General features: G+C 62.6%; 12 protein-coding genes and 1 tRNA gene. 10 read left to right on the top strand and 3 right to left on the bottom strand.

Annotated features, from left to right (window positions below; genetic code table 11):
* Positions 1–209 precede the first annotated feature (209 nt).
* Positions 210–285, bottom strand: a tRNA-Met gene (locus tag AB0O81_RS04360).
* Positions 286–422: 137 nt separating this feature from the next.
* Here AB0O81_RS04360 and AB0O81_RS04355 point away from each other — a divergent pair.
* The 6 genes from AB0O81_RS04355 to AB0O81_RS04330 all read left to right on the top strand — a co-directional run bounded on the left by AB0O81_RS04355 (position 423) and on the right by AB0O81_RS04330 (position 10,864).
* A complete protein-coding gene (locus AB0O81_RS04355; RefSeq protein WP_363581601.1) occupies positions 423–3,443 on the top strand; it encodes a hypothetical protein in 3,021 nt (1,006 codons plus the stop codon).
* 256 nt (positions 3,444–3,699) lie between these two features.
* On the top strand, positions 3,700–6,378 hold the full coding sequence (locus AB0O81_RS04350) for an ABC transporter substrate-binding protein (RefSeq protein WP_363581599.1): 2,679 nt from the start codon (positions 3,700–3,702) through the stop codon (positions 6,376–6,378).
* Positions 6,378–7,370, top strand: coding sequence for an ABC transporter permease (locus AB0O81_RS04345; protein WP_363581597.1), 993 nt, complete (start codon positions 6,378–6,380; stop codon positions 7,368–7,370). The genes AB0O81_RS04350 and AB0O81_RS04345 overlap by 1 nt, the downstream gene beginning before the upstream one ends.
* The gene (locus AB0O81_RS04340) at positions 7,367–8,227 is read left to right on the top strand and encodes an ABC transporter permease (RefSeq protein ID WP_363581595.1); all 861 of its coding nucleotides are present in this window, start codon (positions 7,367–7,369) and stop codon (positions 8,225–8,227) included. Before AB0O81_RS04345 ends, AB0O81_RS04340 begins: the two co-directional genes overlap by 4 nt.
* A complete protein-coding gene (locus AB0O81_RS04335) occupies positions 8,224–9,810 on the top strand; it encodes an ABC transporter ATP-binding protein (RefSeq protein WP_363581593.1) in 1,587 nt (528 codons plus the stop codon). The genes AB0O81_RS04340 and AB0O81_RS04335 overlap by 4 nt, the downstream gene beginning before the upstream one ends.
* On the top strand, positions 9,803–10,864 hold the full coding sequence (locus tag AB0O81_RS04330; protein WP_363581591.1) for a peptidase C39 family protein: 1,062 nt from the start codon (positions 9,803–9,805) through the stop codon (positions 10,862–10,864). The genes AB0O81_RS04335 and AB0O81_RS04330 overlap by 8 nt, the downstream gene beginning before the upstream one ends.
* Here AB0O81_RS04330 and AB0O81_RS04325 read toward each other — a convergent pair.
* Positions 10,861–11,253, bottom strand: a complete 393-nt coding sequence (locus tag AB0O81_RS04325; protein WP_363581589.1) for a YccF domain-containing protein — start codon at positions 11,251–11,253, stop codon at positions 10,861–10,863. The genes AB0O81_RS04330 and AB0O81_RS04325 overlap by 4 nt on opposite strands.
* 108 nt (positions 11,254–11,361) lie before the next feature.
* Between AB0O81_RS04325 and AB0O81_RS04320 the strand changes: the two genes are divergently transcribed.
* The 4 genes from AB0O81_RS04320 (at position 11,362) to AB0O81_RS04305 (ending at position 16,614) form a co-directional block, all read left to right on the top strand.
* Positions 11,362–13,845, top strand: coding sequence for a UvrD-helicase domain-containing protein (locus AB0O81_RS04320; RefSeq protein WP_363581587.1), 2,484 nt, complete (start codon positions 11,362–11,364; stop codon positions 13,843–13,845).
* A gap of 87 nt (positions 13,846–13,932) precedes the next feature.
* Positions 13,933–15,060: an SseB family protein gene (locus AB0O81_RS04315; RefSeq protein WP_363581585.1), complete on the top strand. Its 1,128-nt coding sequence runs from the start codon at positions 13,933–13,935 to the stop codon at positions 15,058–15,060.
* A gap of 47 nt (positions 15,061–15,107) precedes the next feature.
* On the top strand, positions 15,108–16,133 hold the full coding sequence (gene ligD, locus AB0O81_RS04310) for a non-homologous end-joining DNA ligase (protein ID WP_363581583.1): 1,026 nt from the start codon (positions 15,108–15,110) through the stop codon (positions 16,131–16,133).
* Positions 16,126–16,614, top strand: a complete 489-nt coding sequence (locus AB0O81_RS04305) for a nitroreductase family deazaflavin-dependent oxidoreductase (RefSeq protein WP_363581581.1) — start codon at positions 16,126–16,128, stop codon at positions 16,612–16,614. Before ligD ends, AB0O81_RS04305 begins: the two co-directional genes overlap by 8 nt.
* On the opposite strand, the gene AB0O81_RS04300 is transcribed toward AB0O81_RS04305, so the two are convergent.
* Positions 16,611–17,654 (bottom strand): ATP-dependent DNA ligase, encoded by a 1,044-nt coding sequence (locus AB0O81_RS04300; RefSeq protein WP_363581579.1) that lies wholly within the window; start codon positions 17,652–17,654, stop codon positions 16,611–16,613. The genes AB0O81_RS04305 and AB0O81_RS04300 overlap by 4 nt on opposite strands.
* Positions 17,655–17,666 lie beyond the last annotated feature (12 nt).

The following is a 17,666-nucleotide window of genomic DNA, read 5'->3' as shown; positions in this document are numbered from 1 at the left end:
GCCGTGAGCGTAGTGCGAGCTTGCGACACCAATCCCGTGAGCAAGCGGCCAAATTCACCCTACGAGCGCTCCAATGGTGCTGTCCAATGTGGACGAGACCAAGGTCGAGTGCTACGAAAGTGTGGGCAAAATGTGGGCAAAACGCGCATTTACGAGTAATGAACAACTCGGAATATATGCTCTGACCAGGGCATTTTTGGGAAATTAGTTGGACGCGACGGCGGGAGTCGAACCCGCACCGCTTCCGGGTATGAACCGGAGCCCGGGACCACCCGGATCGCCGCGATTACTCCACGCTACGACGGAACGCGGTGCCGTGGGGGATGAATGACGCGGGATTTCGGATTGCGACGATCTGTGACGTCGCGCGACCCCTCGAATGGTGGCCAGGTCGGCCCGACGCCGACCGTTATGCTTCATCCATGACAACGGCGACAATACGCGGCACCTTCGCCGCGGTCGCAGTCATCATTCTGCTCGTGCTCGGCCTCGGAGTCAGCAGCGTTGTCGCTGATGAGCTCGGAATTCGCACCGAGCCATCTGTGCAGATGCAACCGGCAGCTCCAGTTGTGGCGGCTGTGGCTGAGCCTGTCGCCCCGCCAGAGCTGACCCTCGTCGATGCACCGGATTCATCGCGTGTTGATGCCGCCGTAGCCTATCTGATGGATGCGACAGCGGCCGTCGAGACGGAGGGGTCAGCATCCGTCTCATTCGACGTGCCTTCCGACGGTGACCTCGATGACGACTCCTACACGCTCACCGGCTCCGATGCAGCTTTGACGATTGACGCGGCGAGCTCGGCTGGTGCAGCGCGCGGCCTCTATGACATGGCCGCCGCTGTGCGCACGGGAAAGTCGATCACGGCCAACCTCGGCGAGGAGATGACCTGGCGGCTTCCGCTGCGCATGGTTGACTCTGGTGCGGTCGGTATCGAAGCCAATCCCGAAGAGTGGGAAGCAGGCACCAACTACTCTCACGTGGGTGGTTCGTACCAAGACGCACTTATACCTGAAGCGCCATATGTCGACCAAGACCTGCTCGACGAGTATTACGCCGAATGGGATGCGCACCTGCAGCACGTCGTAGCACTCGGGTATAACGGCATGACGTGGGGCCGCTTCATCGAGTACGTCACCATGCAGTCTGCCCCCTACGGCCCGGTGTATCCCGACAACGATCCGCACGTAGAGCGTGCGCTCGCGCTGCGCGAAGCTTTCACCCCGTTCTGGGAACGTGCCGAAGAGCTCGGTGTGAAGCTGTTCCTCTCGACCGACATGCTCTCGCTCACCCCTGAGCTGGCCGAATACTTCGATGAGCACTACGGCGGCACTGACGCTGAGAACCCCGCCATGTGGGATGTCTACACCGCTGCGCTCGACGAGATGTACCACGCGGTACCCGCCCTCGAAGGAGTGCTCATACGTATCGGTGAGGCCGGCGCGATCTATGACGCCGAGGGCTGGGACTACTACTCCGAGCTCGGCGTCACGAACGTGGACGAAGCGCGCACGATGCTCACCGCATTCACCGACCAGGCAGAGACGCGCGGCAAAGAAGTGATCTTTCGCACCTGGTCTGTCGGCATCGGCGAGGTCGGCGATATGCACACTGATATCGACTCGTACGAGAAGCTTCTCGGCGGCCTCGACTCCCCGGCGCTGATCGTGTCGACAAAGTACGTGCTCGGCGACTTCTACAGCTGGCTACCGCTCAACGACACGCTTGAGCAGGGCGAGCAGCGCCGCATTGTTGAGTTTCAGAGCCGCCGCGAGTTTGAGAACTACGGCGCATTCCCGAATGATCTCGGGCCGCAGTTTCAGTGGGCGATGCAGCAGCTGCTCGAAGCGAACCCGAAGATCGAAGGCGTCTGGGTCTGGGCGCAGGGTGGCGGCCCGCTTCGCGCAGGCCCGATGACGCTCCATGGAAAGGCCGGCTTCTGGGAGCTGTACGAGCTGAACACTCTGCTCGGCGCAGCGATCGCCCGTGACCCGAGCGCTGATGTCGCCGACGTCACCGCGGACTGGGCATATGAGTACTTCAGCCATGATCCCGCGACCATCACGGCGATTAGCGAAGCGATGACCTATTCTCGAGATGCCATCGAGCAGGGGCTCTACATCGAGCCTTTTGCCGATCAGCGGGGCTTCGCCATTGGCCTCGAGCCACCACCCATGATGTGGATCTTCGAGTGGGACATTCTCACCGGCGATACCGCAGTGCTCGACGTCATGTACTCCATCGTGCGCGACAGTGAAACTGGCGTCGACGGAGCGATCATGCTCGGCGACCAAGCAGTCATCGCCGTGGAGAACATGCGCGAGATCGTGGCGGCGACAGATCCCGCCTCTTGGCACGACCCGGCGATGCACTCAGACCTTGTTGACACCCTCGATTACGAGAGCAACACGCTGCAGATGCTCGCGGCGTATCGGGCTATGTTCCTGCACCAGGCCCAGTGGCACGACACCCTGTCGCCGGAAGCATACGACGCGTGGGTGAGCGATCGTGCTCAATTCACCGCGCTCGCCGATCAGCACCTCGCCCTATATGAGGGCAACATCGACTATCCGTCATACAACGTGACGCCCGCGCAACTCGGAGTCGATCGTGGGGAGCGTGACCCGGCAATGGCCTGGGTAGCGCGCATCCTCCTCGTTCTCACCTTGCTCTGGATCTTCATCGGCATTCTTGCCGCGGGAACGCGACTCGTTCGGCGCCCGGGGGCGGCAGCGGCGCGCGCGTCGTGGCTGGCTTCGACCAGGCCTTGGCGAGCTCGCGAGTCGACCCTTGGCATGTTGCCGCTTGACCGGTGGCTGATGATCGGTGTTCCGGCTGCGCTGCTCGTGGCCACGCGTCTGGTGCAGACTTCGTTCTTGTCGTGGACTCACCCCGCGATAGTGCTCGGCGCCTGGCTGGTTTTCGCACTCGTCGTGCGCATTCTCGTCGGCAGACGTTCGCCGTGGCCAGTAATGGCAGCGGTCGGCGGTGCGATTGTGTTCCGCTGTGCTCTCACGCTGTTCGCGCTGTCTTTCAGCGGTCCCGGTGGGTACTGGTTCGCGTTCTGGACCGATCCCACGCTGCGCACGGTCTACATCTGCATCGCCTTCGCTCTGTTCGGCTGGGTATTCGTCGCTGGTGGCTGGGCGCTGGTCGCTCAGATCGGTGCACGTCGTGCCATCGGAGCGGTCGTGGCGGCCCTCGGCGCGGGACTGATGATTCCCGCCTCGATCATTGCCTTCGTCGGCATCGAGACAGCGCTGACCGTATGGAACGACGAACTGGGGCTGTTGCCGTGGGCGCTCTCTCGCATTCTTGGCATCACGACGTTCCTTGAGATTCCTCTCGACTCGGCATGGTGGGTCGCTGGAATCGGCGCGGGATTGTTCGCCATCGGCCTGGTGCTCTCGATTCATCGCCGTGAAGGCGCGACAGGCGCAATGTAGCGAGGACGCTGAACTGCGCGAGGCCGAGGGTAAAGCCTTTGGCCTCACGACCTTCGCTGAGAATCTCAGCGACTCGGCCTGGTAGACAGCGGGATTCGGCGCCGGACTGCTCGTTGTCGAGCTGACGCGGCTAGATGCCGTATACCCGCGCCAGTTCTCCGCTCGGGCTGCCCTCCTTGTCGCGTTCCGATTGGCATGCTCTTGTTCGTTATATACCGTTACACCATCGAAACATGAACTTACATAGCATGGGCCTATGGATGGTTCGGTATACGAAGAGATCGACGCTCTCACCCGCGTACTCGATGTGCACTCGTTGCGCATCCTTGCGGCCATCGACCAACATGGCTCAATCAGCGCGGCGGCGCGTGCATTGGGCTACTCGCAACCGACCATCACGCAACACGTGCAACGACTCGAAGCCAAGCTCGGCACCAGCCTCGTCGCGCGAAGCGCCCGATCCGCCCGCCTCACCCCGGTCGGCACTCTCCTTGCACAGCACGCACCTCGTATCGATGCGAGCCTCACCGCGGCAGCGACGGAGCTGGCGCGAGCGCTTGGCCACCGCGCAGGAATGGTGCGCTTCGCCGCGTCGCCGGACTCAGTATCAGCGATCGTTGCGCCCACTATGCGTCAGCTCGCCGACGCGGTCGCGGGCGTCGAGCCTTCGGTGCTTGAGGTCGACAGCGATACCGAGGCGCTGGAGCTCATCCGCACGGGACGCGCTGACATTGCGCTCACGACATCATTTCGAGCCAGTGGAATTCGCCGTGCGGCACCGCGGCCCCGGGGCATGCGCTCACACTTTCTCTTCGCCGAAGAGCTCATCGCGCTGGTTCCTTCGGCGCTAGATTCTCAGCTGACGCGCGACAGTGACGGGCGCATCGATCCCGCCGAGCTGGTCGGTGAACCGTGGGTGCGCGGCTCGGGAACTTCGAGCGACATCATTGCGGCGATGATCGAACGCGCAGAACTCGGTGCCGACTCGATAGTGACGCAACCGGCTGCTGCCGCAGCGCTCGTAGCAAACGGGCTTGCCACAGCGTTCGTGACCGAAACGACCCTCGCATCGCTCGCTCTACCGGCGGGGCTTGTCGTGCACCGTCTCGCACCGTCATTTGTTTGCCGTACCTCTGCGGTCACTCTGGTCGAGGCAGCAGCGATTCCGGCTGTCGCCGCAGCACTCCGCCTTCTTGCCACACGCAATCCCGTCGTTGATTTCGACTCGGCCATCAGCTTCCGTCGACGCAACGCCAGTCACCGCGCGAGATTTTACGCGGCTTTTCCTGCTCCACCCATCGCCCCCACCTCTGAGGAGAACACCATCATGCCGTTCCCATCCGCGAGTCGTCTCGCGAAAGCGGGCGCTGTCGCGACTGCGAGTGCACTCTTGCTCGCCGCTTGCGCCAGCACCCCGACAGAATCCACCGCTACGACCGATGTCGACACCGGTGCTGAAATTGACAGCATCACCGTGGCCATGCCTGGATCGTTGTCAAACCTCTACGTTGGCCAAGAGTCCGGCATTCTCAACTACTACATCGCCGCAATCACCCAGGAAGGACTCGTCTCGGTTGACGCCCAGGGCGCCATTCAGCCTGGACTCGCGGAGTCGTGGGAACAAACAGACGATGTGACCTACGTGTATGAACTGCGTGATGACGCGGTCTTCCAGGACGGCACACCGGTGACCGCCGAAGATGTGGTGTTCAGCCTTGAGCAAGCACGAGACGAGACGAGCTCGCCGGGTCTGGCGTACTACCTCGGCAATGTCGACACGGTGGAGCAGACCGGCGATGCCGAAGTGACCGTCACCCTCACCGCTCCCGACGCAGCTTTTGCTGCCAACATGAGCACCGGTGGTGCGGCCTTCATCACATCGAAGGCATTCTGGGAGGCCAACGATGGAAACGTCGGCACCCCCGACGCGCTGCTGCTCGGCACTGGTCCGTACGAGGTCACTGAGTTTTCACCCGACTCTCACGTGACGTTCGAGCGCGTCGACACCTGGTGGGGCGAGCTGCCTGCGGTGAAAGAGATCGTGATCAACTTCGTTCCCGACGAGTCGACTCGACTTCTTGCCGCTCAGGCAGGCGATGTCGACGTCGCGTTCAATGTTCCGCTCGCACAATCGCAGCAGTGGGAAACCCTCGACACGATGCGCGTTGACTATGTCAACGATCTGTCATACGTCGGCTTGTACTTCAACACGACCGTCGCTCCGTTCGACGACCCGAAGGTGCGGGAGGCTTTTGCTCACGCTGTCGATCGCGAGGCTTACGTTGACAAGCTGCTGCGCGGCCACGGAGAGGCAGCAACAGCCATCATGACCCCTGAGTCTTTGGGCAAGGTCTACGGCGCAGACGAAGCACGCGACGTGCTGAATGAGATTCCGCAGTGGGACTTCGACCTCGAAGCAGCCAAGGCTGCGCTTGCCGATTCCACAGTTCCCGAAGGATTCGAAGTTGACCTGCTCAGTCCGAACACTGGTCCGCAGCTCGGCACCGCAGCGCAGGCGCTCGCGCAGAACCTGGCGGAGGTAGGGATCACGGTCAACGTTCGCGAAGTTCCCATCGAAGAATGGCTTGCGAGCCTCGATGTATCGAGCGATTACGGCGTGAACTTCATGTGGTACTTCTCGACTCTGGGTGATCCTGCAGAAATTCCGAGCTACCTGATGGGCGAATACAATCCTGCGGCCTACGACAACCCCGAGATCGTCGATCTGCTCGCCCAGGCCGGTGCGGAGTCTGACCCGGCAGCGCGCATCGACCTGCTCGTTCAGGCGGAGTCGCTGCAGGCTGAGGACGCCATCAACATTCCGCTGTGGTGGGGGCAATCCGCTACCGCATTCGCGAATGATCTCGGAATGAACGACTACAGCTCGTTCGCGTTCATCTCGTCGTGGCCCACGCAGTTGTACCGCGCTGGCTGATGACAATTTCCCCCGCTCGAGCACGCGCATCGCGCAATCGGTCTCTGGGCCGGATGCTGCTGGTGCGCGTGCTCGGCACCATTGCCGTGCTTCTCGTGCTGTCGATGCTGATCTTCTCGCTGATGTATCTGGCGCCCGGCGACATCGTGAAGAACCTGCTCGGCAATCGGCCGAGTTCGCCGGAGGCGGTCGCGGCAGTTCGCGAGCAGTACCGTCTTGACGACCCGCTTTACGCGCAGTACCTGCATTGGCTAGGTGGTTTCGTCACGGGTGATCTGGGTGAGTCGATTCGCTTGCAGGTACCGGTGGCCGATGCGATCGCACAACGCATTCCATTGACGCTTACCCTCTGTCTGCTCGCGTTCGCCATAGCGATCGTGATCGCAGTGCCGCTCGGCGTGAAAAGCGCGGTCCGCGCTGGCGGTCTCGCAGACCGCTCCGCTAACGGTTTGGCGATCGTTGGTCTGAGCGCTCCCACCTTCGCTGTCGGACTGCTCCTCCTCTACGTCTTCGCCTACTACTTGCCGATCTTTCCGGTCTACGGAGCGGGATCCGGCGGCTTTGACACGCTGTGGCACCTGGTGCTGCCGGCGGTAACTCTCGCCCTTGGCCTGGGCGCAATCGTGCTCAAGCTCACGCGCACCGCAATGATCCGCGAACTTGAGACTGATTACGTGACTTCGGCTCGCGCGCGTGGGCTGTCTCCTGCGAGTGTGCAGCGCATCGCGCTGCGAAACGCAGCCATCCCCATCGTCACGGGGGCTTCTCTTGTGTTGACTTTTCTCGTCGGAGGCACGGTGCTCGCTGAAACTACTTACGCGCTGCCTGGCCTGGGCACTTTGCTTCAAGGGTCGGTGCTATTCAAAGACATCGCTGTTGTACAGTCGCTCACCTTGCTCGTCGCCGTCATCATCGCCGTGATCGCGCTGCTCGCCGACCTCGCCTACATGCTGTTGGACCCCCGCATTCGTCAGGCAGGAGGCCCCGCGTGACCGCCGCGATTCAGCTGATGCAGACGCCCAACGAGAGGCGCCGCCGCGCGCTGCCGGTGATGGTTGTGCTGTCTGTCACCATTCTCGTTCTCGCGGTGCTCGCCGCGCTCTTTGGCAACCTGCTCTACCCCGATGCCATGAAGCAAGACATTTTGTCGGGCCTGCTGCCAGCGGGAAGTCCCGGCTATCCGCTCGGTACCGATGAACTCGGGCGCGACATTCTGGCGATGACTGTCGCTGGCGCCGCGTCGGCGCTCGTCGGGCCGGTATGTGTCGCGATCGGTTCGATGATCCTCGGCGTGCTGTTGGGCACACTGGCCGGCTACGAGCGGGGCTGGCTCGACTTCGTGGTGAGCAGGTGGACCGACCTGCTTCTTGCGCTGCCGGTATTGCTCGCAGCGATTGTGGTGTCGGGCGTGCTCGGCGGCGGCTACTGGATCACGGTGGTCTTGCTGATTCTGCTGTTTTCCCCTTCCGATATTCGTATCGTGCGCGCTGGGGTGCTTGAGCAGACCGCGCGCCCGTATATCGAGGCGGCGCGCATGCTGTCGCTGTCTCGATGGCGCGTGATGTTTCGCCACATTCTGCCGAACGTGTCAACCCTGGTGCTCACCAACGTGATGCTCAACGTCGCGTTTGCCCTGGTTGCGTTCTCGTCGCTGTCGTTCTTGGGTGTAGGAGTAACTCCGGGCACCGCCGACTGGGGGCGTCAGCTCACTGACAACCGCGCGATCATGTTTGACAACCCCGCCGCGGTGCTCGTGCCAGCGCTGCTGATCATCCTCGTCGCTTCTGCGGTCAACCTTGTGGGTGACTGGGCAGGGCAACGTCTCGCACAAGTTGGAGATCCTGCATGAGCGGCGTGACAATCGAAGGCCTCAGCGTGTTGAGGCAAGACACTCACATGGTGGCTCCGATCGATCTGGTCATCGAACCCGGACGAACCCTCGCGATCATCGGCGAATCCGGTTCGGGTAAGACGCTCACTGCCAAATCCTTGGTCGGGTTGCTCCCTCGTGGGTTTCACGCGTCGGGTACGGCAACGATTGGCGATTCGACGACCGCGTTGGATGCGGCTGCCTCCGCGTGGCGCAAGGTGCGCGGCCGCACTGTCGCGTTGTTGCTTCAAGACCCGTTCACGAGCCTCTCGCCGGTACACCGCTGTGGCGCACAGATCGCATGGACGATTGAAGCCGCCGAGGCACGGAAGCTCACACGCCTCGAGAAGGACGCAGCAGTCGCGGCGCGCCTCGCCGAGGTCAAGCTGCCTGCCGAGGTCGCTCGCGCGTATCCTCATCAGCTCTCAGGAGGGATGCGGCAACGTGTGGCAATTGCCGCCGCGCTCGCCGCCAACCCATTGCTGTTGATCGCTGATGAACCAACCACAGCCCTTGACGCATCCAATCAGGCCGAGATTCTCGATCTGTTGCGCGCGATTCAGCGTGAGCGCAACCTCTGCGTGATTCTCATCTCTCATGATCTGGGTCTCGTGCGCGGCCGCACCGATGATGTGCTGGTGATGCGCCACGGCGAAGTGGTCGAGCGCGGCGCCACATCGTCAGTGCTTGCCGATCCGCAACACGCCTACACGCGGGCGCTCATCGAAGCGGATCCGGTGCTTGCCGTGCGTTCAGTCGCCCCGACGGCATCGGCAGCGGAAACACTGCGCAGCGCGCAGTCGGTGCCGATCGTGAGCGCGATCGGCATCACCAAACACTTCGGCGACCGCACCGTGCTCGATGATGTGTCGCTGGGTATCTCGCCCGGAGAAATCGCTGGGGTAGTGGGCGAGTCGGGGTCAGGAAAGTCGACGCTTGCGCGCTGTATCGCGGGCCTCGAACGCGAGGATGGCGGTATTGTCACGTTCGCCGGCGCGGAGCTCGCGCCTGGCCGTGCTTCACGCACGCCCGATCAGATGCAGATCGTGTTCCAAGACCCGTATTCGTCGCTCAACCCGATGATGTCGATCGGGGCGATTCTGCGTGAGGCGCTTCACGTTGCCGGACGCTCGTCGAGCGAGGTCGATGTGCTGCTCGAAACCGTGGGGCTTCCTGCGGAGTTTTCGCGCAAACGCCCGGCCGAGCTTTCGGGTGGGCAACGTCAGCGCGTCGCGATCGCTCGGGCGCTCGCACCACAGCCGCGTCTGCTCATCTGCGACGAGTCAGTCTCTGCTCTAGATGTGTCGGTGCAAGCGCAGATTCTCGCCCTCATTTTGCGACTGAGAGATGAGCTTGGCATTGCAGTGCTGTTCATCTCACACGATCTTGCCGTGGTGAGAATGCTCGCCGACACCGTGACCGTGCTCTGGAACGGTCGGGTCGTCGAGACGGGCACCTGCGCGCAGGTATTGAGTGCTCCCCGTCACGAATACACCGCACTGCTGGTGGCTGCGGCGCACCGGGAGAACACCACCCACCATGGAAACGAATCACATGTTTGACACACTGCTTGTTCCAGCCGACGAGGTGGCGCTCGCCGAGGTTGCCGAGCTCATCTCAGGCACCCGCGCAGACCGCTGGCGCATTGACCGTTCGCTGTATCGCCCAGAGCTCGGCGTTATTCGAGATCGTGACGGTGCGCTCACCGCGGCAGTGCTGACGACCGCACGGCCCGCAACGGCGGCCACCAAGATTGTGGATCTTTGGTACGTCGATGCCGTTGCCGGTGAAGCGTTGCTGGACGCAGTGGTAGACCTTGCGCGTTGGCGAGACGACGTGGCCGTGAAGTGGGAGCTGCCTGAAGGTGTTGCCGAGCCGTCATTCGCGACCATGTTCACCCCCATGCGGCAGCCATGGGCGGCCGTGGGGACTGAGTTCGTGCGCGGACTTGTGCTCTGGTTGCGTCACGTTGAACACACTGAGCCGGGGTATTACGCGCAGACGACGCTGTTCACGTGCGGCGCGGTTGCGGCTCTGATCGCCGCTGATGCGTTCGGACATGGAGCGCTTTCGGGCGATGCCGGCGATCGCGAACGCGAAATCGAGTTCTGGCGACGCGCAAGCAACTACCCCGCGTGCGAGCCCGTCGGATTGGCGGTAGCGCTGCGCGAGCACCTCGGTGACGTACCGATCGAGGTTGCCCTCGACCACGACGGCCCAGTGCTGCTTGAAGACGTGTCGGGGTTCGACTACGACTTCCGTGCGGAGCTGCAGGCAGAGTCATGGCGTCAGGCAGCGGCGTTGGGCGTGCCACTTCGCCGCGACCGTGTGAGCATCGAAGAGATCCTCCGCCGGGTGGAAGCGGGCGAGCTCGCACTCTTGCTCATCGATGAAGCACCAATGCACGGCGAGACGGGACCGCATTGGATCACCGCTCACGCAGCATCCAACGGCATCGTTCTTCTGCAAGATCCGTGGGTGACCGTGGCCGCGGGCGAAACCTGGGTCGATACCCATGACATGCCGATGCGTAGCGCTGAGCTTGAACAGCTCGTGCGCTGGAGTGACGAAAACTACCGGGGAGTGATCTTCACCGGAAAGCGGCCGAGCGTCTAATACTGAGCGCGTATCGAATCGCTCGGCACGATCTCTTTGCCGAGCGGCGCGAGCGATACCGGCACCATCTTGAAGCTGGCGATGCCCAGCGGAATGCCGATGATCGTGATGCACATGGCAATACCGGTGCCGATATGTCCGAGAGCAAGCCACCAGCCCGCGAGGATGATCCACACCACGTTGCCGAGGAATGAGCCGACGCCCGCTGTCGGCTTCGACACCACGGTCTGGCCGAAGGGCCAGAGCGCGTAGACACCGATGCGGAAAGATGCGATGCCCCACGGGATCGTCAGGATCAGGATGCAGAGCACAACGCCCGCGAGCATGTAGCCGAGAAACATCCAAAAGCCCGACAGAACGAGCCAAATGACATTGAGGAGTGTGCGCACGGGATGATTCTCTCAGGAAAATCCTGAGCGTTCAGCATGACTGGGGAGCCTCGCAAGAGCTACCGCGGCGTGGGCACTGTCAGAGCAGACGCCTAGACTTGTCGGGCTATGACCGACGCCTCTGCGGCCGCCTCTCGCGCGGCATCTGTTCCTGTCGTTGTTGACCCCTCAACGAATGCCAGCGGCGGTCGCCCGGGCGACGATTTGCTTGCGGGCCTGAACGCCCCCCAGCGCGAAGCGGTCACCTATCGCGGGCCCGCTCTGCTGATTGTCGCCGGTGCCGGCTCAGGAAAGACGAGTGTGCTCACGCGCCGTGTGGCATCCCTTCTTTACAGTCGAGAAGCCTGGCCGAGCCAGATTCTGGCGATCACCTTCACCAACAAAGCCGCGGGCGAAATGCGCGAGCGGGTGGAACAGCTGGTGGGCGATTCGGCTCGCGGAATGTGGATTTCGACCTTCCACTCTGCTTGCGTGCGCATTCTGCGCCGAGAGGCCGAGCAGTTCGGGTTCACGAAGGCGTTCACGATCTACGACTCCGGCGATTCGCGGGCACTGCTCAAACGACTGGTGAAAGAGCACGAAGCTGACGCATACGGATTGACTCCTGCGGCCACACAGTCGCGCATTTCGAAGCTCAAGAATGAATTGGCGGATGCTGATTCCTACGCGCGACAGGCGAATATGAGCGACCCCGCCGAGCGCATCTTCATCGAGGTCTTTGCGGCGTACCAACGCGAATTGCAGAAGGCGAATGCCTTTGACTTCGACGATCTCATCGGTCAGGTTGTCTATCTGTTTCGGGCGTTTCCGCACGTGGCCGATGTCTACCGCCGCCGCTTTCGGCACATTCTGGTCGACGAGTATCAAGACACGAACCACGCCCAATACGCCCTAATTCACGAGCTGACGCGTCCGGTCGGCTCCGACGCCGCGCCCGCTGAGCACTCCAGCGGCATGATGATCTTTGAACCGGAGCCGGCGGCGAGCAGCGATGCGGTAGGCGCATCGCTGACCGTCGTCGGCGACTCTGACCAGTCGATCTATGCTTTCCGCGGTGCGGATATTCGCAACATCAGCGAGTTCGAGCGTGACTACCCGGGCGCCAAGGTCGTGCTCCTCGAGCAGAACTATCGCTCGACCCAGAACATCCTCTCGGCAGCCAATGCCGTCATCGGTCACAACTTCGACCGCAAAGACAAGAAGCTGTGGACCGACGTCGGCGAAGGCGAAAAGATCATTGGCTTCACCGGCTATTCGCAGCACGACGAAGCACAGTTCATCGCCGACGAAATTGACCGCATCCACCGCGCGGGCGTGGATTACTCCGAGATCGCCGTCTTCTATCGCACGAATTCGCAGTCGCGCGCGATTGAAGAGATCTTTATTCGTTCGGCATTGCCCTACAAGATCATGGGTGGCACGAAGTTCTACGACCGCGCCGAGATCAAAGACGCGATGGCATATTTGGTTGCCGTAGCGAACCCCGCCGATGAAATGGCGATGCGACGAATCATCAACCGGCCGCGGCGCGGCATCGGCGACGTGACAGTCGAGACAATCGCGAGGTTCGCCGCCGAGCACCAGATGACCTTCCGCGATGCACTCGCAAACTCCACCGCACTCGGAGTCGGACCAAAGATTCAGAAGGCTATTGCTCACCTCGACGATGTGCTGGTCGAAGCCACCGCCCTTATGCTTCCCGCCTCGGGAGAGCTTGCCCCGCCGACGGCAGTGGCAGCCGGCTTGCAACTTCTGCTCGCAAAGACGGGCTATACCGATGCCCTGCGGGCCACGAAAGATGCGCAAGATGAGGCGCGCGTCGAGAACCTTGACGAGCTCGTCGCCGTCGCGCGAGAGTTCGCGCGAAACAACCCCGAGGGCACCGTGATCGACTTCCTCTCTGAGGTTGCGCTCGTCGCCGACACCGACGACCTCGAAGATGCGTCGGGCACGGTGTCACTCATGACGTTGCACACAGCCAAGGGGCTGGAATACGACGCTGTGTTCGTCACGGGCGTCGAAGAAGACCTCATTCCGCACCGCATCTCGGCGGGTGAGCCCGGCGGACCGCAAGAAGAACGTCGCCTCTTCTACGTCGGCATCACGCGGGCACGCAAGCGCCTGTACTTGTCGCTCGCGATGACCAGGGCACAGTTCGGCGAAGTAACCGTCGCGATGCCCAGCCGCTTTTTGCAAGAGATTCCCGCAGAACTGCTGCACTGGCGCCAGTCGCCCGGAGACGTCAATTCGCGGGGCGGAACGCAGTCTCGCGCGCTCAATGCCCGTCGCCCCGGTGGCGGCTTCGGCGGTTCAGGTGGCGGTGGCGGCCGCTACGGCGACGACCTCGTGCCGCTGCCGAAACGCGCCCCGAGCCCGGGCATTGAGAAGTTCGCCAACCGCATTCCCGCGAAGGTGCGAGACAACGGCGACATGGTGCTCGGCTCAGGCGACCGGATTCGCCACGATGATTTCGGTGAGGGCCGCGTCGACGCCGTCACAGGCGAAGGCGCCAAACGCGTTGCGCATGTGCGATTCGAAAAGGCTGGCCCTAAGAAGCTGCTGATCAAGATCGCGCCCATCGAGAAGCTGTAGTTCGCGGCTGCCGGAACGCGAGTCACACGGCGACGCAAGGATTGCAAGCGCGGTGCGAACTCTTTGTCAGGCGCGTAGGCTCGAACTATGGCACTCTTCTCGCGCCGTCCAAAGGACTCCGCTGACCAGACCGATGCTGAGCCCGACGTGGCTGACGGTGAAGCCGCTGGCAGTTCAGTCGAAGAACCAGCAGCAAACGCGGCAGTCGATGCGCCCGAACAAGGCGCAGCGGCCGTAACTGCTGAAGCAGATGGCTCGGTCGATGAGGCGAGCACAGCTGCCGCCGAGCCCACAGCATCCGTTGGCATCTCTATGTCGTCGTTTGGTGGTTTCGGAGCTACCAAGGCAGCTGCACCCGCCGAACAAGCTGCTGCACCCGCGCCGCCTCAGGCCGCGCCCCGTCCGCCAGCGCCCGAAACGGCGCCGCCGCCCAACGAATCGATTCCGGGGCTGCGCGACAATGTTCTCGTTCGCACCGCGCTCGCTCAAGTCAGCGCGCCGGCCACGGCCCCCGAAGTGCTCAACGTCGTGCGGCAGATGCTTCAGGGTCACCTCTATCTGCGAGTGAAGGGCGATGCCCGCGCGCTGATTGCTGAAAGCAAGCCGTTGCCGCTCGCTATGGCCACAATCGGTGAGAAGAACTACGCTCTCGCGTACAGCAGCGGGGCGGCGCTCCAAGAGAGCGTTCGAGCCGACGGTGACACTGCCACTTCGGCTATGGGGCAGCCCGTGCTGGGCGTTATTCGGCACGTGCTCTCGGGTACCTATGCCGGTGTGATCATCGACCACGCCTCGGGCCAGGCGCGTGTCACGCTGCCTCGTGAGCTGCTTGAGAAGGTCATCGCGCAGATGGACCCCAAGCTTGCGCTCAAGACCCTCTTGGCGGCTGAGCGCACCGACGAGACGGGTGCAGCGGTCGTAGCAGCGCTCGCCGAGGCACCGTTGTGGGTTGCGATCGGAACCACAGCAGACGATCGCCCCGGCGTCGCCGAGGGGCGCTCTGAAGATGGATCGCGGTTCCTCGAGGTGTACTCGCACCCGCTTGAGGTTGCCGCTGTTGGCCGCGGAGACAAATCCGCGAAAATCACGACAGCTCAGCTGGCGAAAGCAATTCAGGGCGACCAGGGCCTCTCAGGAATCGTTGTGGACCCGGCAGGGCCGTGGATCCGCGTGACGCGAGACGAGCTCGCGCCGTTGCTGACCGTCGAGGACTGACCGAATATCACTCACGCCCGGTCGAGCATCAGGCCTAAAGTCGAGACATGGCTTCCGAGCGAACGACGTTGACAATCGCCGGGCCCGACGGCGACCGCAAAGTGGGGTTGTCGAGCCCGAATCGTGTGCTGTGGCCCGAACTTGGCATCACCAAACACGAGCTCGCCGAATATCTCATCGCCGTCAGCGAACCATTCCTCAGCGCCAACGGCAACCGGCCAGTGTCGTTGGAGCGGTTTCCTGGCGGTGTCGATGGCGAGCGTTTCTACTCGAAGAATCCTCCCAAGGGCGCCCCAGACTTCATCGAGTCGGTGACGGTCAAATACAACAGCGGGCGAAGGCACCCGCAGCTAGTGCTCACCGAAACGGCGGCGGTCGTCTGGGCTGCGCAGATGAACACCATTGTCTTTCACCCATGGGCGTCGTTAGCTGCCAACACCGATAATCCGGTGGAGTTGCGCATCGATCTTGATCCGCAACCCGGAACTGACTTCTCGGATGCCGCAGCGGTGGCTCCTGCGCTGCGCGAAGTGCTGACAGAGGCGGGCCTCGATGCCTTCGTCAAGACGAGCGGCAATCGCGGCATCCATATCTTCTGCCCGATTGAGCCCACCCATGAGTTTCTTGACGTTCGCCACGCGGTGATTGCGGCCGGCCGCGAACTCGAGCGCCGAATGCCCGACAAGGTCACCATGAACTGGTGGAAAGAAGAACGAGGCGAGCGAGTCTTCGTCGACTTCAACCAAGCCAACCGCGATCGCACCATGGCAGGCGCCTATAGCCCGCGCGCACTTGCCGAGGCAACCGTGTCGACGCCCCTTGGCTGGGACGAGCTTGCCCACGTCGACCCGGTGAGCTTCACCGTGCGCTCGGTGCCGGCGCGTCTCGCAGAGGTCGGCGACCCTTGGGCCGAGATGCCAGCGAACCCTGGGCGCATCGACACTCTGCTCGAGTGGTGGCAGCGCGATCTCGACGACGGCCTGGGCGAGTTGCCCTTTCCGCCAGAGTTTCCGAAGATGCCCGGCGAACCGCCGCGGGTGCAACCTAGCCGAGCAAAGAAAACTGATGACTGAACGCAACTACGCTGCCGAGTACGCCGAGCGCATGCTGCGCACGCGGTGGCTGATGCGCGCCCCCATCCTGCTGTATCGAGCCAGATTGGGATGGATGCTGGGGGAGCGGTTCGTCATGATCGAGCATCAGGGCCGCAAGTCGGGTCTGCCACGATACGTCGTGGTCGAGGTCACCGATCGTGAGCGCAATGTGGTGCGGGTGGGCTCAGGATTCGGAAAGCGTGCGGACTGGTATCGAAACATGGCGGCCAACGGGGTTGCATACCTGAGCACTGGGCGCGTGCGACGAGTGCCCGCCCACGTGCGAATGCTCGATGAAGCGGAATCTGCTGCCGTACTCAAGAAGTATGCGGCGCGGCATCCCGAGTCATGGGACATGCTTGAGCCTGTCATGAAGGAGCTTTCGGGCGAACCAGTCTCACCCGTTGTGGAGTTCACTCCGCCCGCCGGTTGGTCGCCTCGTTCCCAAGCCCGCTCTTAGTCGAGTACGTCGCCCAGGTCGTAGGCGGCAACCTGGTCTAGCTGCTCGTATGTGCACGATTGCGCTTCGCGATCAGGCCGCCAGCGCTCGAACTGCACCGTGTGCCTGAAACGCCGACCCTCGAGCTGGTCGTATCGCACTTCGAGTACCCGCTCGGGCCGTAGCTGCACGAAAGAGACATCTTTCGAGCCACTGAATCGCGAACGATCGGTTGCTCCTTTCGACGCATTGCCATCAGCATCCCGATCAACCAATGGCTCAAGCTCATCGATCAGTTCGAGCCGACGCTTGTCGCTGAAGGCAGAGACCCCACCCACCTGCGCCAGCGTGCCGTCTTCGTTGTAGAGGCCCACCAACAGTGATCCCACGCCCCGACCAGACTTGTGCACCCGGTAGCCGAACGCCACGACGTCGGCTGTGCGGTGGTGCTTGATTTTCAGCATGGTGCGCTTGCCAGGGGCGTACGGCAGGGCGAGAGGTTTTGCGATCACGCCGTCAAGGCCCGCACCTTCAAACTGCTCGAGCCACTGCGAAGCGATAGCAGGGTCATCGGTGGTGCGAGTCACATGCACCGGGTGGGGCACTGCAGTGAGCAGATCAACGAGTTGGGCCCGGCGCACGGAGAACGGCTCGTTCTGAAGCTTGCGATCGCCGCGCGCGAGAAGATCAAAGGCGATGAACATCGCGGGTGTCTCTTCGCTCAGCGTGGTGATGCGCGACGCTGCTGGGTGGATGCGCTGGCTCAGCGACTCCCAATCGAGCTTCTGTGAGCCAGGGGCACCAGTCGGCACGACGATCTCGCCATCTATCAGACACGGCTCGGGCAGAATCTGCGCGAGCGCAGCCACGAGCTCGGGAAAGTAGCGGGTCAGCGGCTTGGCGCCGCGACTCGCGATCTCAACGGTCTCGCCATCCCACGAGATGAGGGCCCGAAACCCATCCCATTTCGGCTCGAAGCTCAACCCGCCGGCAGTCTTCGCGGGATCAGGGATCGCTGGAACGGCCTTCGCGAGCATCGGCGCGGGGATGTCGTATGGCATGAGACCATCTTG

Origin of the sequence: Microbacterium sp. NPDC076911 (assembly GCF_040687125.1) — a bacterium.
Lineage (GTDB): Bacteria > Actinomycetota > Actinomycetes > Actinomycetales > Microbacteriaceae > Microbacterium.
This window is presented reverse-complemented; position numbering and strand designations above follow the sequence as displayed.

Coding starts and splice junctions, on each gene's coding strand:
- AB0O81_RS04355 (WP_363581601.1), top strand. CDS start 423: ATGACAACGGCGACAATACGCGGCACCTTCGCCGCGGTCGCAGTCATC.
- AB0O81_RS04330 (WP_363581591.1), top strand. CDS start 9,803: ATGTTTGACACACTGCTTGTTCCAGCCGACGAGGTGGCGCTCGCCGAG.
- AB0O81_RS04345 (WP_363581597.1), top strand. CDS start 6,378: ATGACAATTTCCCCCGCTCGAGCACGCGCATCGCGCAATCGGTCTCTG.
- AB0O81_RS04335 (WP_363581593.1), top strand. CDS start 8,224: ATGAGCGGCGTGACAATCGAAGGCCTCAGCGTGTTGAGGCAAGACACT.
- AB0O81_RS04315 (WP_363581585.1), top strand. CDS start 13,933: ATGGCACTCTTCTCGCGCCGTCCAAAGGACTCCGCTGACCAGACCGAT.
- ligD (WP_363581583.1), top strand. CDS start 15,108: ATGGCTTCCGAGCGAACGACGTTGACAATCGCCGGGCCCGACGGCGAC.
- AB0O81_RS04300 (WP_363581579.1), bottom strand. CDS start 17,654: ATGCCATACGACATCCCCGCGCCGATGCTCGCGAAGGCCGTTCCAGCG.
- AB0O81_RS04320 (WP_363581587.1), top strand. CDS start 11,362: ATGACCGACGCCTCTGCGGCCGCCTCTCGCGCGGCATCTGTTCCTGTC.
- AB0O81_RS04350 (WP_363581599.1), top strand. CDS start 3,700: ATGGATGGTTCGGTATACGAAGAGATCGACGCTCTCACCCGCGTACTC.
- AB0O81_RS04305 (WP_363581581.1), top strand. CDS start 16,126: ATGACTGAACGCAACTACGCTGCCGAGTACGCCGAGCGCATGCTGCGC.